The sequence below is a fragment of the Protofrankia sp. CiP3 genome, from assembly GCF_917627345.1.
Lineage (GTDB): Bacteria > Actinomycetota > Actinomycetes > Frankiales > Frankiaceae > Protofrankia.
Window position 1 is genome coordinate 4,480 of sequence record NZ_CAKJTM010000054.1, and the last position, 26,065, is coordinate 30,544.

Sequence of the window (26,065 nt, forward strand, 5' to 3'; positions counted from 1 at the left end):
TCGGCGGCAGCGGTTCTTCGAGGGCTATGTTTCAGATCTGCTCAGCCGTGATGTCAGGCAGGTGGCCGACATCGAGAAGTCCGGCGAGATGCGCCGGCTCCTTTCGTGCGGACCGCGGCCACCGACCGGACGGACGTGACACCGCCACGTGGAATAAGTGGTGCATTCCGGGCGGACACCGCAGGGCTGTACGGGGGGATGCACAACGAATCCGCATGCGATACGAAGGAACTCGGCATTGATCTCACGACACACCCCGACCGGGCTGCTGCCTGGGCCGGCGTACTGGGAATCCTGTCGGCTGACATTCCCGACTATCTGGCCGGGCTTACCCCGGTGCTTCTTCAGTATGACACCTATCTCACCAACTATTCTTTTGTCGATGGGAAGGACCGGTCGGCGCCCGCTGTCATCCAGGCCGGCACCGCGGTGGTTGTTGACAAGTACGGGAAGCCGGTAACGAAATGTAATTGTGGAAATCCGCTTACTCAACCGACTGCGACCGAGGGCCTCAGGTATATCGGTACACCGTGGCCGGCGTTCTCCCGCGTATCTGTCACATCTGTGACCGTGGCCATTGTCAGTTTCACCCTCAGGGATCTGTCAAGCGGCTCGGTCTTCGATCGCCCCATCGGTACCTCCGGGGCCGAAGACGGTCCGCGGTACGTGCTGCCGCAGGCGGGCACGCAGACCGCCCCGACCACGCCTGCGCAGCCGCCGACGCCGACTGAGTCCGCGGTGCCGACGGAAAGTGCGCCGTCGATGACCGAGCCCGTGGCGCCAACGGAAAGCGCGGCGGCACCGAATACCAGAAGGCGTTCGCCCCCGGGTTACTCAAGCCCCGCCCTCGTAGAGCCTGTTGGGCGGTCTCGGGACGCACGAGCAGCCGGATCTGGCGTAGCACGGTGCGGGGGAGTCGGTGTAGCAGCGTGGCGAGGAAGGCCCGGTCGGCGGGGGTGAACCGGACCTTCTGGCCGTGCAGTTGCCGTTCGAGGACCATCACCTGATGTCGCAGGGTGAGGATCTCCGCCTCCGTGGCGTGGTCGCTCATCGACAGTAGCCGTAGCATCGCCAGGGCGTTGGTCACGCCGAGGTGGGCCAGTCGAAGCAGTATGAGGCATCCGCTCGCCTCGTGGCCGTCAGCGATACGAGCAGCATGGAAACGTTGATGAGGGCAAGATCTTGTTGTCGTGGTCAAATCGGCTGTGACCAGGGCGGACGGTATTGTCGGCACCCGCAGGGTTGGCATCCACATCGGGATTCTGGAGCGTCACACGTCCAGGGATCGTGTCCGACACGGATCATCAATATCATCCGTTCGTCGGACGTATTCTTTACCTATGCCAACGGACGTAAAGCGCCAGCCGGGTGTCACCCGGGTCTCCCGCAAGCACCAGGTCACGCTGCCCGTCAACGTGCTTCGGGACGCAGGCCTCGGTCCTGGTGATGAACTCCGGGTGACCGCTGACGGGCGCGGCAGGCTGGTTCTCACCGCTGTCCAGGATCCTCTCGAGGAGTTGATTGGTTCCGCTCCGGGGCTATCCGCCATGACCGACCTTGAGGCGTTGAGGAATGAATGGGAGCTGTAGTCCTCGACACGAGCGTGGTCCTTGCGTTGTTCGACCCGGAGGACGCTCTGCACACCTGTTCGGCTCAGGCGGCCCGCCGTCGGCGCGATGCCGGTGACGGTTTCCTGCTACCGGCAACTGTGCTGGCCGAGCTGCTCGTCGGCGCCGCGCGCAGGAGCGACGAGGAGGCTGCCACGCGCCGACGGCTCACCACCGCCGCGTTCGGGCCGCCCTATCCCGTGGACGAAGCTGTCGCGGTTGCCGCCGCGCGATGGCGGGCGCGGCACCAGTCCCTACGGTTACCGGATGCGCTCGTGCTCGCTACCGCAGACGTCGTTGACGCTGAGATCATCCTGACTGGGGATAGACGCTGGAAGGGCCTCGACGGCCGGGTCGAGGTCGTCCAGGGGGTGTAGCTACCCACGGTGCCGGGTTCCCGCTTTCGTAGACAGTGACCTTCAGGTTCGTTGTCTCCGAAAGTGGGAACCCTCCGATCTGTCATGAGCTGAGCTGGCCTCGGGCGACGAGTTGGTGGAGCAGGGGCCGCAGCGTGGTGGGTATCTGCGGCTCGTAGAGGGTGGTGGAACGCTGTCGGCCGGTGGGGTCGGTGACTGTGAGCTGGTACTGATAGTAGTCCGCGCCTTTCGGGGATGGGGGCTGATCGTCCCACCTGATGGTGTTAAGCGCGGCTTCGGTCTTTCTGGCCTGGTCCGGGGGGAGCTGGTCTGTGTCGAGCACGGCCCGCAGGGTCAGGCCGGCGAAGCCGCCGCTGCGTTCGAGTTCCACGCGCATCTGTTGATGGTCCCGCGGTCGCGGAGGTCGGGCAGCTCGAGCCTGGGTGGGACACGGCGGATGAGGGGTTGTCAGGCTATGGGGACCTTCACCGCATCCCAGCCGTTTTGGACCGCCTGTGCTTCGTCGCTGGTCGGGCCGTAGATCTGTCGGGAGCGGCGGAGAGTGATCCGGGCGAAGTCGCGGAACTCGGCGTTTGGGGGTAGCTGGGGGTCCAGGAGCGAGGTATACCAGATGGCGCCGGGTACTTCCCAGGCGAAGCCGCCGAGGGCATCGGCGACGAGGTAGAAGGCGCGGTTGGGGATGCCGGAGTTGCGATGCACCCCGCCGTTGTCGTCGGCGGTGTGGACGTAGTGGTTCATGTCAGCGGGCTGGTTGTCGTGTGGGTTGGCGGTGCCGGGTGCTTTCATGGACCGCAGGGCTGGTTGGAGAGCGGGTCCGACGATGTCCGCGCCGATCAGCCAGTCGGCGTCGGAGGCTTTCTGGCTGAGCCGGAACTGTTTGACCAGGCTGCCCATCACGTCGGAGAGGGACTCGTTGAGGGCTCCGGACTGGCCGCTGTAGGTCAGGTTCGCTTCATGTTGGGTTACGCCGTGGGTGAGTTCGTGGCCGATCACCTCGATGCCCGCGGTGGTCCGGGTGAATATCTGGCCGTCGCCGTCGCCGAAGAACATCTCAGCGCCGTCCCAGAAGGCGTTGTCGTAGTGCTCGGCGTAGTGGACTGCGCCGTGCAGAGGCATCCCTTGGCCGTCGATGGAGTCGCGTTGGAAGACGCGCCAGTAAAAGTCGTAGGTCATGCCGAAGCCGTCGTAGGCTTCGTCGACGGCTGGGTCGCCGGTTGCTTGCTCGCCCTCGCCTCGTACCCGGGTGCCTAGCGTCTGACTCTGCTGCTGCTGCTGGTCGTAGATGGTGCGCTGAGGCCGGCCGCCCTGCCGGCCGAAGGTGATCCGCCGGGCTGTCGGGCCGCCGGACCGGGCGGCTGTCTCGGCGCGGGCCAGCCGGAACGAGTGGTCTAGCTGCAGGGTGCGCAGCGCCGCAGCCCGCACCTGCTCGGTTTCGCCTTCACCGACAAGTCGGGCCAGCAGATCGGGGGGGATGATGCAGTGCAGCGGTTGGTGAGGTGTCGTTCCCGAACCGTAGGTTGCCATGAGTGTTCCTTTTTTGGGTTTCCGTGTCAGGTGGTTGCCCAGTGGCATACCACCTATGTGACCGATCGATTGTGGATTCACATGTGTGGTCGTCTTTCGATGTGTCCCAGGAGCAAGTCGTGGACGAGGTGCAACCCGGGGTGTTGGCAAGGGGCGAACCAGAAAGTGCCGCGTCCGGGCATCTCTCGGACAGGCGTGAATGTTACCGTCATACGGCGGGTGGCATCCCGCTCTGGTTCATCGGCTGTTGCAAACAAAGATGTTGCAGGGTAAGGGGACGACCATGTTCCACTACTGATCGTCAGGGGAGGGGTAGCTCCCCGAACTCATTCCGTATGCCTGGCGGAATAAGGGCCGCAATATAGTTTTGCGGCAGGTGGTCGACGACTGAATACTGAGGATGCAGGTGCCGTAGCAGCCACATCTGGCGTTCGACGAATCCGAGAAGCGCCTCGGGGGCTATGAAGAGGTCGTTCGTCTGCGACGATGCCGGACTCTCGATCCACGGCCATTTCCTACTGTACCTCAACTCGTGCTCAGGATAGTGGGCGAAATGACCGGATGTCGAAGGAGGAAGACGCGGCACAGGGTCGTTACGATACACGTAGCGGATTACGTTTCTGCCCAGGAACTCGTGCCTCTTACATGCCAAAGCCAGCGCGGGTGAGCCGATCATTGGCTGGCCGAAAGTGTATACTGCATGGAGTATCTGGCCGATGTCCCGATAGCGTGCGTTGTTTTTCAGCATGATTCCCATCATCGAGGCGATGGCTGCGCCGTAGCTGTGGCCTGTTATGTAGAGCCGCTCCAGCGGTTGAACCTGCCGGTCTCTCTCCCCTAGGATGTTTACCGCACCCTCATTCGTCGCAGGTTGCAGGGCGGCACGCAGAATCTCTACGATCTTATCGCTGGTCGCCCGTGTGTTCCGGTAAAATCCGGCGTGCACGTCGAAGTAGTTCTTTGGATCTTGTTCGTTGCCGACGCAGATTTTGAACTCCTCTGGCTCGATGTCGGCGACGGCGAACCAGTTTAGAAGATTTGTTGGCTCTGTGCCACGGTAGGCGAGAATTCCAATTCTACCATCTTGACTTTGTAGAATAAAGGCCGTGGACCACAGCAGCATCCCGTCAACATAGTCTGCGACAATGCGACAGCGGTTACCTTCGAGTCCCAGTCGGGCCATGGTCTCCGAAAATGTGCTGCCGCCGTCCTTTGTCCGTGCGGAGTCTACCCTCTCATATGCGTACCCTGCACAAGTCGCCAGCACATGAGCGACAGTATCGTTGGGATGGACCTGCACCTGTAGGAGATCAGCAACCAAGTTTGGGTAGACAGGCAGCCCGTCTGGCTGGCTAGGACTAGGTTCGAGCGGTGATGGCGCTTTGACAGTAGTGACCAACATGGGTCACCTCCATAGATTTACCCGCAACGAGACGCTGCGGGAAGGGATGGCATGGAGACATCTTTCCGTTGGCGTGGGCCGGATCCGTCAGCACTTGGCTGTGTCCCTGCTATCAACACCTACCACGGCAGGCCGCCACCAATCCTCGACAATGAAAGAAACTTGGTAACTCTTGGGGGCTTCCGGCCTTTGATGTCGCCTTTCGGTATATCTGCGCCCCGGTCCGGCTGTCGATTGACTGGACGCTGTTGCGTTGGCTGGGCACGGTGGCCGGGCTCGTCGGGCATGATCGGGTGGTGCATCGTCGTCGTGTCCATCCGGCGGTTCCGGTCTCGGAGTTCGCCGCGTTCCGGTTCCCGCCAGAAGTGATCGTGCTGGCGGCGCGCTGGTATTTGCCTACGCCTTGTCCTACCGAGAGGTTGAGGAACTGCTCGCCGAGCGCGGCATCGTCGTTGACGCTGTCACGCTGGGTGCAGCGTTCAGCCGCTTCTGATGGACGCCGTCCGGCCGTGTCGCCACCTGCCTGGGGATCGATAGTTCGCCGATGAGATGTACGTCATAGTCGTCGGCTGACGGGCCTACCTGTACCGGGCAGTCGACCAGTTCGGCCAGGTCATCGACGTGCTTGCCTGCGAACGTCGGGACCTGGCCGCGGCCCGCCGGTTCTTCACCCGGGCGCTGTCCCGCGACCGCCGACACGTTGAGGCGACCATCGACCGGGCCGCCGGCTACGTAGCCACGGGTGCTCGAGGAGCAGCTCCCCGCCGCACAGCACGTCGACGCCGCCAGGCAACAACCCGACCGAAGCCGATCACGGTAGGTTGAAAGCCCGGCTCCGGCCGATGCGCAGCCTGAAACGTCTCCGCTCCGCCCAGGTGATCGGCTCCGGACATGTCCAGCACATCCGCCGCGGACACTACGAACTCGCCGTCGAAGCCGGTGGGGGCGTGGTCCGCACGGCCGATCCGAACGGCCTCGGACGGATCGCCGCGCCACACCGAACAGCGGCGGTCGAGACGCACCGGGATCGGCCTGCGGTGGGGACGCCCGTCCGTACCGCTGAGGGCGGTGAAGAAGTGGCCCGTACTTGGGCCGGGTGCTTTGCCCTGGATGTGATGCTCCAGCATCGATCCGGACGGGTCCTGGATATGTTTGCGTACCCGTATCCTGTGGGGGCGAACTGGGAGGAGACTGCGGTGGCGGATGCGAATGTGCGGATTCCGGCGGAGGCGCGGGATCGGCTGGCGGAGGTGGCTGCGGCGGAGGGGCTGTCGTCGCGGGCGTATCTGGCGCGCTTGGCGAGCACGCTGCTGACGCCGGCTGAACGAGCGGAGCGCGCCGAGCGGGCGCGGGCGGTGCTGCGGGAGTGGAGCGGCTACGACCCGACGGAAGAGGAGGCCGCGCAGGCCGATGCCGAGCTGGACCGTCGGCTGGCGCGGGCGTTGGTGCGGTGAGTGACGCGCTGCATGTGGTGCTGGACGAGACGGCGATGGTCTTGGCCGGTTACGGCAACAGGCTGGCCTCCCGGCTGATCCAGCGCGCCCACACCGTGCCGGGCCATTTCCTGTATGCCCCGGCGCAGCAATGCGCCTGGGCTACCTGACCGACCTTTGGGGACCCATGGGACGAGATACCCACAGATCATCAGGAGTCGTGCCTCTGAGCAATAACCTCGGCCCTGTGTGTCGCACCCCGACAGCTCCACAGCTCCAGTCACTCTTCGTGATCGGCGGCCCGCCGTCTCACCGTCCCTGGGGACACCTCAAACTGCGGCCCCAACCCCCATCCCGACATGCGAGCATCGCTACATACAGTCATAGCTACTTTGACTAATTATTCTTATGGAAGTCCCATTCTGGACCATATGGATGCCTGTGGATCGGTTCCTTCCATTCGTTTTCTTTCATTTTTTTCACATCATCTTCCGCGATAGAGGGTACGAAAAACGCGGATTCGTCCTCGGCCAGATGGAATGTCGATGTGCTGCCCGTCAGCGCCGGAGTTGCGACTAGCGCACCGACAGCAAGGAGCGTCGCGATCAGCAACATCAAAACTGGCTTGACGGTAAACATGGAAGCTGTCTTCATAGATACTCCTTCTGAGCTGCCAGCTTAACCAATATCAAGCTGGAACGGGTTTATGTTTGAAGGATAGGTAGTGCGTGCGTAGCCGGTCAACTTTTACGGTGTGCCGGTGCATTTGCGCAGCTCACACAGGTGTTTGCCCGGGGCATTCTCCGGCGGGGCTGCTGTGGTCTTGATTGGCATATTAGATTAATTTATTTTTTGTGGAGTCGGGCCGGGCGGTCATGTGTGTCCGAGGCTCGGCCGGTGCCGGTACTGGACGTCACCGAACGTTAGAGGATTTTGACGATGTGCCGGTGTTGCGGGGCGATCATCGTCCCGAGCGGGGGCGACGAGACGGTGCCGGTCGAGCGCGCGCAGACGGTGGTCGCCCCAGGATCCCCGCCCCAGGATCGTCGCTGCGGGTCGGCCCGCAGGCCCTGGCCCGCGCTGCGGTGGCGATCTGAGCGAATCAAGGTAACCATTAGTACTTGATAGAAGACTCAGGGTAGTTATCCGTGCTTGGTTTGGGCGGTTTCCTTCCTGCGTCGCCGGGCATCGGGAGCGTTCATGGCTGCTCGGTAGACCGCGCCGGAGGACGTCGTGCTGTGCCCGGGAGCGGAGGCGGAGACGAAAGCGGAGACGGAGACGGCGACGGCGGAGGCTCTGGTCGGGACAGGCCGCGGATCCGAGGCCGCGGGCGGGTGGTCCGGCAGTGCGGCGGGAGCGTGGCGATCCGCGGTGGTGCTGGCCAGCGCCCTCATCGCGGTGCTGGCCAGCTGGGATCTTAACGACTTCGGCAGCGCCCACACCAGGAGCGTTGTCTCGCAGAGCGCCTTCGTTACCGTGTCGCTCCTGGCCGCTGCCCTGTGCGCCTATGCCGGCCGCTGTACCCGCGGCCAGGAGCGGCTCGGCTGGGCGCTGCTTGCGGTTGCGGTCGCCTCGTTGAGCGTCGCTCAGGTCGTCGCGTTCGTCTCGCTGGTGGTCACGGACTCGTCCCCGCCGCTTCCGGTGGACATCGGCGAGCTGGCCGCGGTTCCGTTCGCGTTGACCGCGGTGATCGTTCTCGCGAACGGTTTCCTGGGGGCGGTCGAACGTGCCCGTGTCGCCATCGATGGAGTGATCATTGCGTTGGCGGTGCTGCTGTTGACCTGGGAACGGTTTCTCAAGCCCGTTTACCGCCCCCACGCGATCGCCGGCATGGAGCGACACATCGCCGTCGTCCACGTCATCGGCCATGTTGTCATCATCGGCGCGGTGGTGGCGCTGGGGTTTCGCGGTCGGCAGGGCGGTCGGCTTCCTCTGGTGCTGGTCGCCGCGGGACTACTGGCGCAGGCCACGGGCGAGGTCGGCGACCACTATCTCGAGGCGACCGGTCGCAACAGCACGGGAACCGCCTTGGACACGGTCGGGATCGGCGGCTATCTGCTGATCGCTTTCGCGGCTGCCGCGGCGGTCACGACCACCCTGCCGGAACGGCACACACCCACCCCCGACCGGCTGGGCCGCGCGCGGCTGGTGGTCGAGATCCTGCCGTACCCACTTGCGCTAGCGGCGTTGAGCTGGGGAATTGTCAACGGGTTCCGCGACGCGGACGGGACCTACGTGCCGCTGCTCGCGGCTCTCGGCGTCGCTCTGCTCGGGCTCGTCACCGCGCGGGCGGTCCTGACCATCCTCGCCAACGCCAGTCTCACCCGCCGGCTCGGGCGGCAGCGAAACACGCTGGAGCGGTTGACCCGTCAGCAGGAGCTGATCCTCAACTCGGCTGGGGACGGCATCTATGGCGTGGACGTCGACGGCCGCGTCACCTTCGTCAATGACGCGGCCGTGCGCCTGTTGGGCAGCACCGCGGACGCGGTTGTCGGTCAGCCCCATGAACTGATCGTGACGACCCCGGCCGCTGCCGCCGGCCGGTCACCTGATGGGCGGTCACCTGATGGGCGGGTCGCGTCGTCCGTGGCGCGGCCCTCGGAGGGCAGGCCGGGTGAGTCGGTTGAGATCCGCTACTGCCGAGCCGACGGCACGACCTTTCCCGCTGAGCACACGGTGACTTCGATCATGGATGATGGGGCTGTCGCCGGTGCGGTGGTGGTGTTCCGAGACGTGACCGAGCGACGGGTAGTCGAGCGAATGCGTAACGAGTTCATCTCCGTCGTCAGCCACGAGCTCCGAACCCCGTTGACGTCGATCCGCGGTGCGCTCGGCCTGCTGGCCGGCGGGGTGCTCGGCGGTCTTCCGCAGCGGGCACAGCGGATGACCGACGTCGCTGTGGACAGTACCGACCGGCTGATTCGCCTGATCAACGATATCCTCGACGTCGAACGGATGGCCGCTGGCAGGCTTGTGCTGCAGCGGCGTACCTGCGAGGCCGCCGATCTGCTCGCCGCCGCTGTCACCGAACTGGCGGCGTTCGCCGACGAGGCAGGGGTGATCCTGCGTACCGACGTGACCAATGGCGCGGTGTGGGCGGACCCGGACCGGATCAACCAGACGTTGACGAACCTCATCGGCAACGCCGTGAAGTTCTCCGCCCGCGGCGGCACTGTGACGATCAGCAGTATGCCGCAGGACCGCGGCCAGTTGTTCCGCGTCCGCGACGAAGGCCGTGGGATTCCGGCGGACGCGCTGGAGAAGGTGTTCGGCAGGTTCGAGCAGATCGACGCCTCCGATTCCCGGCAGAAGGGCGGCACCGGGCTGGGGCTGGCGATCTGCCGGGGAATCGTGGAACAGCACGGCGGCCATATCTGGGCGGAAAGCGAGCCGGGGCGCGGGGCGACCTTCTCGTTCCGGCTACCGGCGGTTCACCCGATGGCGCACAGCCGTGAATCACGGTCGGTACTGATCTGTGACGACGATACGGCTTTGTTGGAGGTCCTGCGCACGGTACTGGAAGATCAGGGCTACCGCGTCGTGTCGGCCAGCTCAGGGCGTGAGGCACTTGAGCGGGCGACAGCCGACCTGCCGAACGTGATCGTTCTGGACCTGCTCATGCCGGGACTGAACGGCTGGGAGACCGCGGTCGAGCTGAAACGACGGCCGCGGACCGCGGATGTCCCGATTGTCATCCTGTCCGGGCTCACCCCGGACGACAGCAAGGCTGTGCCGGCCGCCGACGCGTGGATACCCAAGCCGTTGGGTCTCGGCGAACTGGTCAGGGCTCTCGAGCGCGTCCTCGACGGGCAGCCGCACCCACGCCGCGTCCTCGTGGTGGAGGACGACGAGGGGCTCGGCCAGGTCCTCATCGAGAGGTTCGCCGGCAGCGGCCTGGAGGCCGTCCTCGCGGTGACCGGGGAGCAGGCCGTGGAGCTCAGCCAGCGTCTGCTGCCGCAACTGATAGTCCTCGACCTCGACCTGCCCGAGCTGGACGGCTTCGGCGTGGTCGACCGGCTGCGCCGGGACGACCGGCTCCGTGGTGTGCCGGTCGTCGTCTACACGGCGCTGGACCTGAGTGACGATGAGCGACGCCGGTTGATGCTCGGCGAAACCCATTTCATGACCAAGAGCCGCACCAGGCCGGAGGAGTTCGAGCAACGCGTCGTCGGACTCCTCAACCGGATCACCGATACCCAGCCCGCCGCCGGGGAGGACATCGACCGGCAGGCCGATGATCGGCAGGAGGGCTGACGGCGGCCGACGGCGGCTGGCGGCGGCGCGATGCGTTCGCCGCCGCGCGGCCGGCGGACTCAGGTTTCCGCATGCATGGAGGGACGGGTCTACGAGATGAGCGGGGAGGACCGTGAGCGTTCATCACATCCTTGTCGTGGACGACGACGAGGCGATCCGCGAGGTGGCCCAGATGAGCCTGGAGATGGTCGGCGGCTGGGAGGTGAGCACGGCGAGCGGCGGGCAGGAGGCGCTGGCCATGGCGGCGGCACGATGTCCCGACGCGATCCTGCTCGACGTGATGATGCCGGGGATGGACGGTCCGACGGCGCTGGCGCGGCTGCGGGCACAGGAGCTGACCCGGATGATCCCGGTCGTCTTCCTCACGGCGAAGGTCCAGAGCAGCGAGCGGCAGCGCTGGGCCGCTCAGGACGTCGCCGGCGTGCTGACCAAACCGTTCGACCCGATGAACCTGGCGGACCAGGTGGCCGCCTGCCTGGCGTGGACCGACTGAGCGCGGCTCCCCGGCATGCGGACGTCTCCCGCGCGGTGCGGGCGGTCTGGGAGCGCGCCGGGCCCGTGCTGCTCGCCCGGATCGACGTGTTGGATGATGCGGTCGCCGCGCTGCTGGAGGGCCGCCTCGACGAGGCGGCCCGGGAACGCGCCGCACGCGAGGCGCACAAACTCGCTGGATCAGCTGGTACCTTCGGCTTCGGCCACGCCTCCGATCTTGCCCGAGACCTCGAGCGCATGTTGGCTGCGGACGGTCCGCGGGACCACGCGGCGCTGTTGCGAGGATGCGGCCTGCTTGAGGGGATACGGCAGGAGATCACCACGCCTGGCGGCGGCGCCGCCCTTGCCGACGGCGTCACCGTCCCTGGCGATGGCGATGGCGTCACTGTCCCTGCCGACGGCGTCCCGGCAGGGGCGCGACGGGACGACAGGCCACGGCTGCTGGTCGTCCACGCCGACAGCGAGGTCATCGAGCCGATCGTGGCAGCCGCCACAGCCCGCGGCCTCCAGCCCGCGGCCTCCAGTGCGCGGCCGTGTCTGACGCGGCGGCCGCTCGGCTGGCGTTGGCCGACTGTCCCGACGTCATCGTGCTTGACCTGGCATTGCCCGGCGGCGCGGCGCTGGAGCTGCTCAGTGAGTTCGACCGGTGCGAGCCCAGCCCGCTGATGCTCGTCATCGGTGGCACCAATATCCTCGGCGACCGGGTACAGGCGGCCCGGGCCGGCGCTCGTGGCTTCCTGCCCCACTCGCTGGCGCCCGACCGTCTGGCGGCCGCACTGACCGCCGCGCTTGACCGCCGCCAGCGGGGAGTGGCGAGACTGCTCGCCGTCGACGACGATCCCGCCATCCTGGCGGCGTTGCATGCCATCTTCACGGACGACGCCCTGCGGTTGACGACTCTCGCCGAGCCGCTGCGTTTCTGGGATGTGCTGGAACGGACCAGGCCCGACCTCGTACTCCTCGACGTCGACATGCCGGACGTCACCGGCATCGAGCTGTGCCGTCTCGTCCGCGGTGACGACCGGTGGGCCGGGCTGCCTGTGCTCGTCCTCACCGCCGCCGCCGACCCGCATACCGTCCAGGAGGTGTTCTCGGCCGGCGCCGACGACTACGTGACCAAGCCGATGGGGGGAGCCGAGCTGCGCACCCGCGTCCGGAATCGGCTCGATCGCGTCCGGCTGTATCAGGCGCTCGCCGAAACCGACCCGCTCACCGGGCTGACGAACCGGCGCAAGTTCGAGCACGAGATGGAGCGCCTCGAGGCCACCGCCCGCCAGACCCACCTGCCGCTGACCTTCGCGCTGCTCGATCTCGACCGGTTCAAGGGGGTCAACGACCGGTACGGGCATGCGGTGGGCGACCGGGTGCTGCAACGGCTCGCCGCGGTGCTCAGCGCGTCCTTCCGCGCCGACGACGTCATCGCGCGGTGGGGCGGCGAGGAAATCGCGCTCGGCATGTACGGCATGACCCGCGATGACGGTGTCGCGCGTGTCGCCGACGCGCTCGCCGCGTTCAGGCAGGAACGGCTCCGGGCCGGTGACAGCCCGCCCTTCCGGGTCACCTTCACCGCCGGGGTGGCCGAGTACGGCGTTGACGGGCGTGGCCTGCACGAGGTCTACCGGGCCGCGGACCACGCGCTCTACCAGGCCAAGGCCCTCACCGGTGACCGGGTCCTGCCCGCCGGCTGGCAGCCCACGGTGGCTGACCGCCAGCGGATGCCCGACGTCGTCGTCATCGACGACGACCCGATACTCGCCGACCTGCTCACCCACGCGCTGGAGACGCGCGGCTACCGCGTCGTGTGCCTGGGCGACGGGCGCGAGGCGCTGCGCCGGCTCACCGGACCGGACCGGATGCGCGCCCGGCTCATCCTCCTCGACGTCGACCTGCCCGAGGTCAACGGCTTCGACGTGCTGCGCCAACTCCGCCGGGACGGTGTGCTCGCCACCTCGAAAGTCATCGTCCTGACCGTACGGTCAACCGAGCCGGAAGTCCTCGAGGCACTCGAGCAGGGCGCGGCCGACCACATCGCCAAGCCGTTCAGCGTCCCCGTCCTCCTGCAACGGGTACGGCGGGCAATCGCGTCATGACGATCGTCCAGCTGCTTCGCGCGGTTGTGGCCACCGAGGCGCTGTTGCTGGTGCTGCTGCTCGCCGCGCTCGCCGCGACCGCGTCCTACGCCGCTGTGCGTCGGCGGCGCGACCGGGCCCGGCTCGCCCGGGTCATGGGCTCCCGGGCCGGGCCCGCCACCAAGACACCAGCGGCGGAGCCGTCCCACCGGTTCGCGCAGCTGCCGCGGCGGCTGCGCCTGGCCACCCTCGCCGATCTCACCGGTCCCGTGCACGGGACCGCGTCCGACCTGATCCTGCGACGGGCCGGCTCCGCCGACCTGATCGGCGAGGCCGCGGGGTGGTGCCGTAGCCGCCGCTGGTGGCGGCGGCTACGCGCGGTCCGGACGCTCTCGCTGCTCGGCGGGGGCGCCGATACCGTGCCCGCGCTGTTTGCCGACCCGCACCCCCAGGTACGCGCCGCCGCCGCGGCCTGGGCTGCCGACCATCCTGACCCGGCACTCGCGGACCGGCTGGTGGACATGCTCGACGATCCGATGCTCCGGTGCCGCTTCGCGGCAAAGGCCGCGCTGCTGCGGATCGGTCGTCGCGGTGTGCGGCCGCTCGTGCGCTACCTCACCGCGCCGGACGTCCACCGGCTGGCCAGCGCGCTCGAGGTCGCGGCCGGACTAGCGGAACCCGCGTTGCTCGCCCCCGGCCTCCTGCACTGCCACAGCCCCGATCCGTCCGTGCGCTCCCGTGCCGCCGAGGTGGTCGCGGCGATCGGCGGCGCCGAAGCGGTCGCGAGCCTGGCGGAACTGCTCCGTGACCCTGACGTGACCGTCCGCGCGACGGCTGCCCGGGGCCTCGGCGCGCTCGGCCACTGGCCCGCCGCACCCGCGGTGGCGGACGCATTGGCGGATCCCAGCTGGGAGGTCCGCCGGCACGCGGCGCTCGCGCTGCGGCGGATGGGCCCGGCGGGCTACCTCTACCTTCGGCGGGCGTTGCGGCAGGCGGACCCGTACGCGGCGGACATGGCCCGCCAGGTGCTGGATCTCCCGTACCTGGCATCGACGCCGTGAGCCCGTCCGATGCGCTGGCGGCGCTGCTGTCGGGACTGACCTGGGTGGTGCTCGGGTACTTCCTCGTCGCGAACGGCTACCAGACGCTCCTGCTCTGCGGTGCGGGCCGGGAGCTGATCCGGCACCGGTACATGATCCGCGGGGAGCGGCTGGACCCGCTGCTCGGATCCGCGGCGGTACCCCGGCTCAGCGTGCTCGCTCCCGCGTACAACGAAGCGGCAACCGTGGCGACCAGCGTCCGCTCGCTGCTGACCCTGCACTACTCCAATCTTGAGCTGGTGCTTGTCAACGACGGCAGCACCGACGCGACGCTCGCCGTGCTCCAGCGGGAGTTCGAGCTCCGCCCGATTCATCCGATCTACCGCCGGGTTGTGGCCACCAAGCCTGTCCGCGGGCTCTACCAGTCGAGGACCAACCCCCAGCTGCTCGTTGTGGACAAGGACAACGGCCGCAAGGCCGACTCGCTCAACGCCGGCCTGAACGTCGCCACCGGGGAGCTGGTCTGCGCCATCGACGCCGACACGATCCTCGAACCGGACGCGCTGCTGCGGATCCTGCGCCCTTTCCTGGACGCCGAGGATGTTGTCGCCGCCGGCGCCACGATCCGCGTCGTGAACGGGGCGTCCGTGCGCGGCGGCAGGGTCGAGTTCGTCCACGTGCCCCGGCGCCCGCTGCCTGGCATCCAGTGGGTCGAGTACCTGCGAGCCTTCCTCTACGGCCGGCTCGGCTGGAACCAGCTCGGCGGCAACCTCATCATCTCCGGCGCCTTCGGTGTCTTCCGGCGTGACGCGATCCAGGCGCTCGGCGGCTACGTCCACGACACGGTCGGCGAGGATATGGAACTCGTCGTGCACCTGCGCAGCCACGGATTGGCCACCGGCGGTCCGAGCCGGGTCGTCTTCGTGCCCGACCCGATCGCCTGGACCGAGGTACCGGAATCCCTCGCGGTGCTCGGCCGGCAGCGCGACCGCTGGCAACGAGGCCTCGCCGACGTGCTCCGTCGATATCGATCCCTGCTGTTCAACCCCCGCTGGGGTGTGCTGGGCCTGGTGGTGTTCCCCTACTTCGTGCTGGTCGAGCTGCTCGGCCCCGTCATCGAGGCGCTCGGCCTGCTCGGGCTTGTCGCGGCCATCGCCCTCGGGGCGATCAATCTGCCCTTTGCCGCGTTGTTCCTCCTCGTTGCCTACGGCTGGGGAGTCCTGCTGAGCCTCAGCGCGGTCCTCCTCGACCAGAGCACCGGCCACGGCCCCGGCAATCCCCTCGATCTGGCCCTGCTCATCTCCTGGTCCGTCCTGGAAAACCTCGGCTACCGCCAGCTCACCGTCATCTGGCGGCTGCGTGGCATCCTCAACTTCCTGCGTGGCCGGCAGGACTGGGGAACCATGGTCCGGCGCGGCTTCAACGCGGCGGAAGAGCAGGTCATGGAGGCACCCGTCCCAGCAAACCGATCATGATGGGCGGGCCGGCAGCCCGACGGGCCTGCTTCGGTGGATCGAAGGAACGCCACCGGCAGCGGTCAGCTTCCCGCCGGTACCGGTGAGGGACGAGTGACGATCGGGATGATCGGCGGCGGCGGTGCTTCGGGGAGGTCCGGGCACACCCGGTCGAAGGTGACGCCAGGCGCGATGGCCGACCATTCCGCCTGGGTCGGGTTGGCCCCGGCCAGGCGGCAGGCACGGGCCACCGGGTCTGTCACCGCGGCGCGCAGCGGGGCGATGTTCCACCTGACGACGTTGCCGTACTCGTCGTACGTGGTCAGGGTGTCCCCCTGGTCGGAGAACGCCACGCCACGTGGATAGGTCTGTAGGGTCACCGCCGTGACCCGGTGGGGTGCGGCGGTGACCGTCACGTCCCACAGCACTATTTCGTCACCGCCGTCGGCGGCGGCGAGGGCCCGTCCGTCCGGGCTGAACGCGATGGAGGGCACCGGTACGTCGGTGCTGATTGTCGCTCGGAAGACCGGCGCGGCGGGCGAGGAGACGTCGAACAGGTAGGTGTGCTCAAAACTGGCGACCACCAGGGTTTTTCCGTCGGGCGAGAAACGGGCGGTGCCGGAGATAGGGAGGTAGGGATGGTCCGGGTCCGCGAGCCTGCTCAGCGGCTTCGGACGGCGGGGATCGGTCATGTCGTACAGCCGCGCACCGCACAGGAGGAGGCGTCCCCGCGGGTCGAACATCACCGGGCAGTTCGCGGTGTATTTCTCGGTGAGGGCTGAGATCCGGGTGGCATGACCCCGGTCGGAGACGTCCCAGACGGTTGTCGGTCCGCGCAGGAGGCTGACGGCGATGAGCCTGTGGTCAGGCGAGAGCGCCAGGTCCTCGACAAGGTCAGGACTGTCGGCGGCGCGGAACTGTGCTGTCGACACCGGCACCGCGGGGTCCGAGACGTCCCACACAGCCACGGTCCCGTCGTCTGCCCCGGTGGCGAGAGCGCGGCCGTCCGGGGCGAAGGCCACCTTCGGTGTGTCCGGGACATCGACGGTGCCGGCGTCCTGACCGGCTGACCGGCCTGTCAGGCGCACCAGTACGGGCCGACCGCCGGAACCCCAGGCTGCCAGCAGCTCGCCGGTCGGGTCGAGGGCCGAGAAGCGCAGTGAGGTGTAGGGACTCTGGTAGAGCGGGGGTCTTCCAACGACCGGCTGTGCTGACCTCGCGGGGGCCAGCCGGTCCGCCAGGGACCAGAACAGCACCGTGCCGTCGCTGCCGCCGGCGGCCAGGGTGCGACCGTCCGGGGAGAAGCCCACCGCCCGGATCAGGTTCCGGTGCCCGGTGAAGACGGCGGTGCGTACCGGCGCCGCTCGATCGGCGATGTCCCACAACACGACGCTGCGATCCGTGCTGCCCGTGGCCAGGCTCCTGCCGTCCGGGCTGAAGACGACCGCGCGTACGGCGCCGCCGTGGCCGCTCAGGCCGGCTGTCTGGTACGGGTGCGTGGGATCGGTCAGATCCCACAGCCGTGCCTGCGCGTCGTCCGTCCCGGTGGCCAGCGTGTGCCCCTCGGGGCTGAAGGCTGCGGACAGCACCGCGGGACGGCCGGCTGGGGCGAGGACCGCCTGCCGGCGCGGGTGGGAACGGTCCGTCACATCCCATACCTCTGTGGTTCCGTCCTGCCAGCCGAGGGCCAGCAGCCGTCCGTCGGGGGAGAACACGGCGGTGTTGAGCGGGCCGTCGTGGCGGGGTAACCGGGCCAGGCGGGTCGCCTCCGGGGGACGGGCACCCACCGCCCACAGCGAGGGCACACCGAGGTCGGAGGCGAGCAGGGTGCGTCCGTCGGGGCTGGCGGCCGCGCTCTGGATGACTGTCCCAATCCCGCTGACGGTTCCCAGGCCGACGGGATGCGCGGGGTCCGCCAGGTCGAACATCCCCAGGACGCCGTCCTGGCCCAGCAGGTACAGCAGACGCTCACCATCGTCGAGCCAGGACGCCGTCACACCCTGGGTGAACGTCGGCGGGCTGTGCGCAACCACGTCGGCGAGCTTGCGGCGGTGGTCGGGCTGGGAGACATCCCAGAGCTGCGTGGTGCCGTCACCGGTACCGATGATCAGAATTCGGCCGTCCCGGCTGTGGGCCAGCGTGGTGACGACGTTCGGCAGGTCGTTGACGACGTCGGCGAACTGGGTTCCCGCCAGGACATCGAGCAGCGCCGCTCGGCTGGTCGCCGACGGGTCCCGCCGGTACGCCTCCACCGCGAGCAGGAGCGCGGACCGTGGTTCGGTACTGGTAGCCGAGATCGCCGCGGCCTGCAGCTGGCGGACGGTCGCGGCCTGGCTGCTGCGCCGCGCGCTGGAACGCTGCTGGAACGCCAGGCCGGCCGCCAGCGCCATCAGGCACAGGGCAAGTAGCAGGCCGGCAAGGATCTGCCGCAGCCGGCGGACCCGTCGGCGCTCCCAGGCCTGTTCGGCCTGTTCCACCCGGATGCTGGCCTCGAGGAACTCCTGGTCGGCCACTCGCAACAGGCGCTTGTGCCGGGCGTCCGCGGCCCACTCGCGGGCCGCCGCCAACCGGACGCCGCGATGGCAGAACGCCGGATCACGACCGGCGCGCTGCCAGGCATCCGTCGCGTCGGCCAGCTGCTGGCGGATGAGCAGCCCGGCGCGATCCTCGTCGATCCATCGACGCAGCCGCGGCCAGGCACGCAGCAGCGCCTCGTGGGAGAGCTGCGCCCCGCCGTCGTCGACAGTGACCAGCCGGGCCTGCGCCAACCGGTCGCACACCAGCGTGATGAGCTGGCGCTGCACGCTGGAACGACCGTGGGCCATCTCGCGTAGGTCGATGCGCTGCCGCACCGCCTCGCCATCGCCGCCGCTCAGATACACCATCCGCACAAACAGTTCGCGCAGGGCCACCCGGCCGGGTTCCGCGAGCGAGTCGTGGATCTCCTCGGCGGTGCGGGTGACTGACTGCCAGATACCGCCGGTGGCCTGGTAGCCGGCGAGGGTGAGGGTGCGGCCGCTGCGCCTGGTCCAGGTGGCGCGCAGCACGTGCGCCAGGAACGGCAGGGCCGCGCCGAGCGTGGCGGCTCCGCCCTCGCGGAGGTCCCGGAGCAGGAGGTCGGTCAGCCCGGGTTGCAGGACCAGACCGCTCGCGTGCGCGGGGCGTTCGATGGCTGCCCGCAGCCCGGCATCGTCCAGAGGCGGTAGCGTCACCTGGCCGTCCCGCAGCGCGCGGACCAGCTCGGGATGTTCCAGGCAGCTTCCATAGTGATCCGCCCGGAGCCCGAGCACCACCTGGATGCGGCCCGGACCGGTGCCGGGATCGCCGGGATCGCCGGAGCCACTGGGGCCACTGGGGCCACCGCACAGGACGCGGATGAACCGCGCCCGCTGGCCGGGGTCCGCGCACCGGGTGAAGACCTCCTCGAACTGGTCGACGACGAGGACCGCGCACCCGCCGGGCCGTTCGGCCATGCTGGGTAACCGCCCGGCCAGCAACTGCCGTTCCACGTCTTCCAGGGGCTTTCCAGCGGACGCCGCCAGGCGTTCGGCGAGCGCCCGCATCGGCTGGGCTCCCGGCGCGGGCAGCAGCACCGCTGGCCAGGGGCTCGTCCGGTCCGCCTCATGCCGGCGGTCCAGCGCGGCCAGCAGCCCGGCACGCAGGAGCGAGGACTTGCCCACGCCGGAGGACCCCACGAGCACCAGCGGGCGATGAGCGGGGCCGCTCCCGGTGACGTCCCCGAGCAGCCGGCGGACGAGATCCTCCCTGCCGAAGAATCGTTCGTGGTCGTCTGGCTGGAACGGCTCCATCCCCGGATAGGGACACGGGGAGTCGTCCAGCGGCTCGGATGACGTGTCAGCTGACACGTCATCGCCCGCTGGGACGGGCCGCTGGTAGGCGGGATTCGCGGCGAGGACGAGTTCACCGGCCCGGCCGTCGCTCTGCCGGTGCGGCCGCGCCGCCGTTGCCTGCAGCCGCCGGTCGAGGCGTCCGTAGATGTGGTCGAGGGTCAACCGGGCCGGGCCGGCCGGGTCACCCTCGCGCAGCAGCCGCAGCAGCTCGCCGCTGAACAGGGTGTGGCGCTCGCCCGGCGGGGCGTAGGAGACGGCGTAGTGGGACGCCGAGGTCAGCAGGTAGCTGCCGCGCGGCCGGGCGGAGGCGTAGGGATCACGCTGGCGGCCGTGGGCTGTCGCGTCCGCCAGACCGGAGAAGCAGCAGTCGAGCACGACCACGGTGCTGGCCGGCAGCTCCGCGAGAATGTCCCGGACAGTCTGGTAGGAGACGGACCGGGCGACCCGGTCGCCAGCGAGGCTGGCATGCGTGGCCAGGTACAGCCGATCCCCGGGCCCGAGCAGGCCGTGCCCCGCGAAGTAGAACAGGACGACGCCGCCCGCCTGCGCGGCCGCGGCCTCCACCGCGTCGAGCACGGCGCCTTCGTCGGCGGGATCGACGATCGTGTGGATGTTCGCGGGCGCCATGCCGCACACCTCTTCCAGCGCCCGCCGCAGATCCTCGACCGTGGTTGCCACCGACGGCAGATCCGGCAGGCGTGACCCATCGGCGTGGCGGCTCGTTCCCACCAGGACCGCCCGTGCGCCCATCCCGGCGAGGTCGCCGAGCGGCAGCTGCCACGGTGCCGCCATCCGTCCGAGCCCTCCTCCGTTCGGCTGGCCCTGCGTGCCCTGCTGGGTGCTCTGCCGGGCGCTCTTATCCGGCCGGTGCGGCGGGAGGCCGCGTTGGCTCGCCGGGGATCGGCTCGCCGGGTTCCAGCGACCGGGCGAGCTGCTGGGCCAGCTCGCTCACCTGTCGCGCGTCCAGCCCGCGGACGTGTTCGGCAGCCACCGTGAGGGTGGTCCCATCGGGGCGGGTGACGGTCACGGTCTGGCTGCCGGCTCGGCGCTGCACCCAGGCCACCAGCGCGGCGGCCAGCACGGTGGCAACCCCTCCCGGTTCCAGGACCACGGTGAGCAGATCCGTGGCCGTGCCCATGACCGCCGGTGGCGGCGCCGCGGCCGGAGCACGGCGGACCCGGCCGCGGAGTTCCCGCTCCCGGCCAAGCCAGGTTCCCAACGGCGCAACGCTGTTGTCTGGCCAGCCACCGCCGCCCTGTAACGAGATGACAACTTCCACGGTCCGTATTGTGCTCTTTGGGCTGTCACGAGGGGAACGAGAGGTCCGGATGGATGTCGCTGCCCCGCTTTCGGGCATCGCTCCCAGGCGCCGCCGGTGTCGCGCCCGGATCAGCGACCAGGCCTGGCAGCCCGGCACAGCTCAACGCCGCGTCCCCTATCCCTCTTGCTTCCCTATGGCCTTGCTTCCCTATGGCCGGCCTACCGCTCGCTGCCCGGATTCCCCCCACCACCGGCGTCGTCGTCCGGTACGGACTGGGCACCCGGATGCTGGTGGCCCGCGGGGCCCTGGGCGAATGTGGTCAGCATCGTGGTGGTGACGGTGGTGACGAAGTCCCGCACCACCGGCCCAGCCGCGCCGGACCCGCACACATCGGTCACCGCGCACACCCACGCGCTGGTACCCGCGTCGAACACGCCCGCGCCCGAGTCGGCCGTGTAGTAACTGACATCGGAATGGTCGGGCCGACCGTGACAGACCACCGGCGAATGGGCGAGAACCTCGATCCGCGGTGGTGTCGGATACGCGCGGTCGACCCGGTCGTACTCGGATCCGATCATCCCCGGGATGCGGCTGCCGGCCGTCACCGCGGCGCCAGCGAGCAGCCAGTGCCCGGGGTCGCGGACCACGAGGTCGGCATGTACCGGATTGCACTGGTACATGCCACCGGTGAGCGAGCTCTCCGGACTCGCGTCCGGTGGGGACGGCCAGTTCGCGGTCACCGCGGCGTTGTCGACGCCGTTCAGCGGATCCTCGGAGGCAATCTTGTAGCCGGTTTCCAGCCGGTCCGGCCCGACGGGCGTCGGCCCGAGCCTGATCCGGCGGAACACCGCGTTCGCCCCGAGAAAGGCCAGGTTCACCCCGCGGTCACGGGCCCGTGTCAACGCGGCCCGCATCGCGGGCGAGTAATACTCGTCATGCCCCATGGAGACGACCGCGCGGGCGCCGTCCAACAGCGCCGGGTCGGCATGCAGGTCGATGTCGGTGGCATAGGCGACGGGCAGGCCGAGTTTTTCCGCGAGGATGATGACGGGGGCTTCGTTCCCGGTGAAGTCCGCGGCGCCGTCACCGTAGTCGTACGGCCGGTCGAACGACACGGCCCGAGCCCGGTCGGCGAATCCCTTCGGACCGTGGTAGAGGCTGTAGCCGCCCCATGCGTTGTACGCCTGCCAGGTTGTCACCGCCGCGAGCATCACCACCCGCCCGGACATCGCCGGGTTGCGAACGGTCAACGGGACGTAGGTCTGGAAGCCCTCGGAGTCGTCCAGGCGGATCAGATACGCGCCCGGTGGCCAGCTGTTCGTCGCGAACGTCGTGGTCGGCTCCCAGGCCGTGCTGACGGTGTTGGTCGACGGGTCGCGGGACGCGGGGGCCTGCACCCGGCCGGGCAACGGGCCCACCTCGGTGACCAGGCGGCAGGTCCGTCCGCCGTACCAGCCGATCCGGAAGACGGTGGCCTTGACGGTGGCCGCGGTCGTGGAGGCGAACAGGCGAAGTTCGTCCCCCGAGCGGATGCTGGTGTGGTCAAGCCAGCCTTCCACCGCGTGGTTGTAGCCGAGCCGGGCCAGCCCGCAGTCACCACCGGGTTTCGCGTTCTCGGCCCGGACGTCGAAGTCGGCGCCCACCCCGGCGCCGTCCCGGCCGGCACCCTGTCCGCCCTGCCCGCTCCCGTTGCCCTGGCTGCTCCGGCCGCTGTGGCCGGTGCCGCCGCATCCGCCGAGGAGGGCCGCGAGCACAACCATGGCGGCGACGGCGACGGAGGCGGCGACAGCCGTGGGCCGTGCGGCAGACCCGCGCCGACCATGGTCCGGGCTCCGATGGTCCGGGCTCCGATGAGCGGGCATGCGGACCATCCTCGCCGGTGGCCTCCCGCAGCCGCCACCGGCGGCGGCCGGCGGCGGGCTCCGCTGGCGGTTCCGCCCATCAAGCAGCCTGATCGCGGGATTGGGGCAGGCGATTCCCGGTGCTCCGCGCCGCGGATGCGCTTAGATTCCCCTGGGGCCGCCGGATGTGTGCGCACAACCGCGATCCCACGTCCGTCGGCCCGGCGAGAGCAGCTCAGGCCAACAACACCAGGCCAACAAGGGAGATCAGGATGCCGACCGCCGACCCGGCCGCGCATGCACGTCGCCTCGACCGGATCGGGGCCTGAGCATGACCATCTCCCAGCCGACGGCTTCGGGCCCGATCAGCTCCGGTGGCGAGGCGGCGCGCGGGCAGCGCCCCGGCAGTCCGGTCAAGGCTCCCTGGGCGGTGCTGTCGGACTACCGGTGTTTCGGCTGCTCGCCGTACAATGATCAGGGCCTTGCGCTGCAGCTGCGGACCCATCCTGAGGGGCTGCAGGCTCGCTTCGATTTTGGGCGGGCACACGAGTCGTATCCCGGCATCGTGCACGGTGGCCTGATCGGGGTGGTCTGCGATGAGATCATGGGTAACCTGATCGTGCTCCAGACCGGCCTCACCGCGTTCACCACGGTGATGAAGGTGCGCTACGTCTCGCCGATGTTCGTCGGCAGGACGTACGACTGCATAGCCCGGATGCGGCCGCCGCGGGAGGGGCAACAGGCCGGTACCGGGCTCACTCATGCCGCGTCCGAGATCCTCGATCTGGACGGCGCCACGATGGCCACCGCGACGGCCAGCTACCGGCTTGTCAGCCTGGACGAGGCGCGCCAGCGCTTCACCCTGGCCGACAGCGACGCGGACCGGTTGCGGGACGCGCTGCCCGGATACCGCGACGGGCACGGGAACGACGCACAACCGCACGAGTGAGTCAACGGGCAGGCAGCTAAAATTCCTGGCTTCCTCGCGGTCTTTCGGTGATTCCGGACTGCCCGCGGGTGGCTGCCTCTCCTCCTCTCCTCGAATGCTACTTTGTGTGACGGATTTCGATTGCCGCGCTTATGGGTGCTTGCTAGCGCTCCGTTTTCACCTGCTTACGTGTTGTTTTCGGATTTTCTGTTCTGCCTGCTAGGCGGGTATGACGTGCGCTGGCCGGTGCCTCCCGTGGGTGAATGTTGATCAATTTATTGCCGCGGGCAGCGTCGTGCGTTCGTTTTAATGGTAGCTCTGTGTAGTAGCTGGCGGAGATGTGCCAACAAGATGACTGGAGAGTTTCACGCAGCCCTTTGCGTTCGGCGGCATTTCATGCAAAGCTGTTCTGCGAACGGTGGATTTGAGGGGGCGCCATTTCCCGGCGCGCGGTCGAGGGTGCCACCAGCACCTCGCCGAGCGCTCGGGTGGCCAGGTCCGAGGGGGATGGGATAGATGGTACGACCTGCCTGACGGCGGCGGTTCGGGAACCCTGCTGCCGTTATCGTTGGCCGGTCACATGTCGAGATGTGACAAGGCAGCAGTCCTCCGCTTGGACGGGCGATTCGCGTCGCCTGTCCGCGGGTTTTCCACGGCTGGTCGAGCAGCTCTCATAGCTGGTTGGTGAGCACCATCCACGCAGGCCGGGGCTGCTTGGCATTGGTATGCGCCCTTTTTGTCATGGGCGCGTATGCCTTTATGGAGCAGCTATGTTCGTGTCGCGTGCCGCCGATCACGCGTTAATTGGAAGCACTGTTTCCAAGATTTTCTACGTGTTGTCCGATGTGTTGGAAGAAATTGTCGGACTGGTATTCATGCTGTATCTGGCAGCCGGCATCGCATGCATTTTTCTGGCCATTTTCCTGCGCGCTCGCGGCCGCTTCGCACGCGCGTCGACCGGGCGTTTCACCGTGGCCGAGAAAGTCGGCCGGCCAGCTGGGCGAAGGATCCGTTGATGAGTCGGTCAGGCCGTGTGCGTGATGTCACGATTTCGACAGGATTGCTGTGGGGTTTCGCATGTCGGCTACGGGAGGCTCACGGACGCCGTCGGCCGGTCGCGTCCGGCCCGGTCCGGCCGCGGGCGCTGTGGCACGCGGGCCTGCTCCCGCCCGTTGCCTGGTACCTGGCCGTCCCGGCGGCCACGCAGGCACAGGCCCACGGTGCGGCGGCCGTCCGGTCCCCGGTGGCGCTACTCGTGTCATTACCCGGCGGCGCGCTCGACGCCGCGTGGCCGCTGGCCGCCGGGCTGATCGTCATGGGTTTCCTCTACCTGATGACGATGCTGCTGTTGTCGGGTACCCGCGAGCAGCCTCCGGCCGTCACCCCCACCGGCCTGTTCTACGTGTTCGTTATGCCCTGCCTCAACGAGGAGGCGGTGATCGGGGCAAGCGTGCGGCGGTTGCTCGCCACGGCAAGGGACGACATCCGAGTCCTGGTGGTCGACGACGGCTCGGACGACGCGACGGCCAGCATCGTGCGCGGGGTCCGGGACGAGCGGCGGTGGCTGTTACGGCGCGATCCGCCCAACGCGCGGTCAGGCAAGGGCGCGGCGCTGAACGCCGCCATCGCCTACCTCGCCGATCACGATGAGATCGCCGTCCGGGACCCGGACGATGTGATCGTCGTTGTCGTCGACGCGGACGGGCGCCTCGATTCCCATGCCATCGATGCCGTCGCGCCGTACTTCAGCGACCCGCGTACGGCAGGTGTGCAGACGGGCGTCCGCATCAACAACCGGCATGGCAGCCTGCTGGCCCGCATGCAGGACATGGAGTTCGTGATCTACACCGACATCTTTCAGCGTGGTCGGGCCCATGTCGACAACGTGGGGCTGGGCGGCAACGGCCAGTTCGTCCGCCTTGCGGCGCTCCGGTCGCTCGGCCCGCGGCCGTGGAGCCACAGCCTGACCGAGGATCTCGATCTCGGGGTCAGGCTGCTGCTCGCGGGCTGGCGTAACCGGTTCTGCGCACAGGCTGACGTCCACCAGCAGGGGGTGGTGGGACTGCGCCGGCTGCTGCGCCAGCGCTCCCGCTGGTTCCAGGGGCACCTGCAGTCATGGCGGCTGATACCACAGGTGATTCGGGATGCGCGGATCCGCACGCTGCCCGACATGCTGTTCCACCTGTCGAGCCCGTTGTTGATCGTGTTGGCGTCCCTGCTCACACTCGCGTTTGGATGTTCGACCGCCGCGGTCACGGCCGACTGGCTCGCCGGTGGGCCCAGCCCCGATCCGCGCCTGTTCGTCGGCGCCTACCTGGCGGCCACGGTTCCGGCCATGCTCTGCGGCCTAGTCTACCGCCGGCAGGAGCCGATCTCCGGGTTCGGCCTCCTGCGGCTGATCGGTTACGCCCACCTCTACATGGTGTACGCCCTGGTCTGGTTCGTCGCCGGCTGGTGGGCGATCGCCCGGATTCTCAGCGGCCGCAACAGCTGGCACAAGACCGCCCGCAGCCCGGAAGAACACCTGAGCGC

General features: G+C 68.4%; 21 protein-coding genes and 1 pseudogene. 15 read left to right on the plus strand and 7 right to left on the minus strand.

The window, feature by feature from the left end; translation table 11 throughout:
• Nucleotides 1-135: 135 nt before the first annotated feature.
• The 3 genes from MJ797_RS27545 (at nucleotide 136) to MJ797_RS17365 (ending at nucleotide 1,984) form a co-directional block, all read left to right on the plus strand.
• Nucleotides 136-960, plus strand: a complete 825-nt coding sequence (locus tag MJ797_RS27545; protein ID WP_374582460.1) for a DUF6777 domain-containing protein — start codon at nucleotides 136-138, stop codon at nucleotides 958-960.
• Nucleotides 961-1,340: 380 nt separating this feature from the next.
• Nucleotides 1,341-1,589 (plus strand): AbrB/MazE/SpoVT family DNA-binding domain-containing protein, encoded by a 249-nt coding sequence (locus tag MJ797_RS17360; protein WP_239336141.1) that lies wholly within the window; start codon nucleotides 1,341-1,343, stop codon nucleotides 1,587-1,589.
• The gene (locus MJ797_RS17365; protein WP_239336142.1) at nucleotides 1,577-1,984 is read left to right on the plus strand and encodes a PIN domain-containing protein; all 408 of its coding nucleotides are present in this window, start codon (nucleotides 1,577-1,579) and stop codon (nucleotides 1,982-1,984) included. The genes MJ797_RS17360 and MJ797_RS17365 overlap by 13 nt, the downstream gene beginning before the upstream one ends.
• Before the next feature lie 82 nt (nucleotides 1,985-2,066).
• Here MJ797_RS17365 and MJ797_RS17370 read toward each other — a convergent pair whose 3' ends face one another.
• The 3 genes from MJ797_RS17370 to MJ797_RS17380 all read right to left on the minus strand — a co-directional run bounded on the left by MJ797_RS17370 (nucleotide 2,067) and on the right by MJ797_RS17380 (nucleotide 4,910).
• A complete protein-coding gene (locus MJ797_RS17370; protein WP_239336143.1) occupies nucleotides 2,067-2,360 on the minus strand; it encodes a protealysin inhibitor emfourin in 294 nt (97 codons plus the stop codon).
• A gap of 71 nt (nucleotides 2,361-2,431) precedes the next feature.
• Nucleotides 2,432-3,508: a M4 family metallopeptidase gene (locus MJ797_RS17375; RefSeq protein ID WP_239336144.1), complete on the minus strand. Its 1,077-nt coding sequence runs from the start codon at nucleotides 3,506-3,508 to the stop codon at nucleotides 2,432-2,434.
• A gap of 301 nt (nucleotides 3,509-3,809) precedes the next feature.
• Entirely contained in the window at nucleotides 3,810-4,910 is a 1,101-nt protein-coding gene (locus tag MJ797_RS17380; RefSeq protein ID WP_239336153.1) for a lipase family protein, read from the minus strand.
• Nucleotides 4,911-5,206: 296 nt separating this feature from the next.
• On the opposite strand from MJ797_RS17380, the pseudogene MJ797_RS17385 reads away from it, so the two are divergent.
• The 3 genes and pseudogenes from MJ797_RS17385 to MJ797_RS17390 form a co-directional block, all read left to right on the plus strand.
• Nucleotides 5,207-5,848: pseudogene (locus MJ797_RS17385) on the plus strand (IS6 family transposase); the annotation flags it as partial.
• A gap of 210 nt (nucleotides 5,849-6,058) precedes the next feature.
• On the plus strand, nucleotides 6,059-6,364 hold the full coding sequence (locus tag MJ797_RS27550) for a hypothetical protein (RefSeq protein WP_374582469.1): 306 nt from the start codon (nucleotides 6,059-6,061) through the stop codon (nucleotides 6,362-6,364).
• Entirely contained in the window at nucleotides 6,361-6,513 is a 153-nt protein-coding gene (locus MJ797_RS17390; protein WP_239336156.1) for a hypothetical protein, read from the plus strand. Before MJ797_RS27550 ends, MJ797_RS17390 begins: the two co-directional genes overlap by 4 nt.
• Before the next feature lie 226 nt (nucleotides 6,514-6,739).
• Here MJ797_RS17390 and MJ797_RS17395 read toward each other — a convergent pair whose 3' ends face one another.
• A complete protein-coding gene (locus MJ797_RS17395; RefSeq protein WP_239336158.1) occupies nucleotides 6,740-6,997 on the minus strand; it encodes a hypothetical protein in 258 nt (85 codons plus the stop codon).
• Between the two features lie 579 nt (nucleotides 6,998-7,576).
• Between MJ797_RS17395 and MJ797_RS17400 the strand changes: the two genes are divergently transcribed.
• The 6 genes from MJ797_RS17400 (at nucleotide 7,577) to MJ797_RS17425 (ending at nucleotide 15,673) form a co-directional block, all read left to right on the plus strand.
• Nucleotides 7,577-10,597, plus strand: coding sequence for a response regulator (locus tag MJ797_RS17400; RefSeq protein ID WP_239336161.1), 3,021 nt, complete (start codon nucleotides 7,577-7,579; stop codon nucleotides 10,595-10,597).
• Nucleotides 10,598-10,709: 112 nt separating this feature from the next.
• A complete protein-coding gene (locus MJ797_RS17405; protein ID WP_239336164.1) occupies nucleotides 10,710-11,090 on the plus strand; it encodes a response regulator in 381 nt (126 codons plus the stop codon).
• Entirely contained in the window at nucleotides 11,078-11,755 is a 678-nt protein-coding gene (locus MJ797_RS17410; RefSeq protein WP_239336165.1) for an Hpt domain-containing protein, read from the plus strand. Before MJ797_RS17405 ends, MJ797_RS17410 begins: the two co-directional genes overlap by 13 nt.
• Entirely contained in the window at nucleotides 11,755-13,179 is a 1,425-nt protein-coding gene (locus tag MJ797_RS17415; protein WP_239336203.1) for a response regulator, read from the plus strand. The genes MJ797_RS17410 and MJ797_RS17415 overlap by 1 nt, the downstream gene beginning before the upstream one ends.
• The gene (locus tag MJ797_RS17420) at nucleotides 13,176-14,219 is read left to right on the plus strand and encodes a HEAT repeat domain-containing protein (RefSeq protein ID WP_239336166.1); all 1,044 of its coding nucleotides are present in this window, start codon (nucleotides 13,176-13,178) and stop codon (nucleotides 14,217-14,219) included. Before MJ797_RS17415 ends, MJ797_RS17420 begins: the two co-directional genes overlap by 4 nt.
• Entirely contained in the window at nucleotides 14,216-15,673 is a 1,458-nt protein-coding gene (locus MJ797_RS17425; RefSeq protein ID WP_239336167.1) for a glycosyltransferase family 2 protein, read from the plus strand. The genes MJ797_RS17420 and MJ797_RS17425 overlap by 4 nt, the downstream gene beginning before the upstream one ends.
• Nucleotides 15,674-15,735: 62 nt before the next feature.
• On the opposite strand, the gene MJ797_RS17430 is transcribed toward MJ797_RS17425, so the two are convergent.
• The 3 genes from MJ797_RS17430 to MJ797_RS17440 form a co-directional block, all read right to left on the minus strand.
• Nucleotides 15,736-20,295 (minus strand): caspase family protein, encoded by a 4,560-nt coding sequence (locus MJ797_RS17430; protein ID WP_239336174.1) that lies wholly within the window; start codon nucleotides 20,293-20,295, stop codon nucleotides 15,736-15,738.
• Between the two features lie 64 nt (nucleotides 20,296-20,359).
• Nucleotides 20,360-20,782 (minus strand): hypothetical protein, encoded by a 423-nt coding sequence (locus MJ797_RS17435; protein ID WP_239336177.1) that lies wholly within the window; start codon nucleotides 20,780-20,782, stop codon nucleotides 20,360-20,362.
• Nucleotides 20,783-20,982: 200 nt separating this feature from the next.
• Nucleotides 20,983-22,626: a N,N-dimethylformamidase beta subunit family domain-containing protein gene (locus tag MJ797_RS17440; RefSeq protein WP_239336180.1), complete on the minus strand. Its 1,644-nt coding sequence runs from the start codon at nucleotides 22,624-22,626 to the stop codon at nucleotides 20,983-20,985.
• A gap of 310 nt (nucleotides 22,627-22,936) precedes the next feature.
• On the opposite strand from MJ797_RS17440, the gene MJ797_RS17445 reads away from it, so the two are divergent.
• The 3 genes from MJ797_RS17445 to MJ797_RS17455 all read left to right on the plus strand — a co-directional run.
• Nucleotides 22,937-23,554, plus strand: a complete 618-nt coding sequence (locus tag MJ797_RS17445; RefSeq protein WP_239336183.1) for a PaaI family thioesterase — start codon at nucleotides 22,937-22,939, stop codon at nucleotides 23,552-23,554.
• Between the two features lie 749 nt (nucleotides 23,555-24,303).
• On the plus strand, nucleotides 24,304-24,549 hold the full coding sequence (locus MJ797_RS17450) for a hypothetical protein (RefSeq protein ID WP_239336185.1): 246 nt from the start codon (nucleotides 24,304-24,306) through the stop codon (nucleotides 24,547-24,549).
• On the plus strand, nucleotides 24,549-26,065 hold a 1,517-nt coding region (locus MJ797_RS17455; RefSeq protein ID WP_239336188.1), incomplete at its 3' end, for a glycosyltransferase family 2 protein. The genes MJ797_RS17450 and MJ797_RS17455, both read left to right, overlap by 1 nt.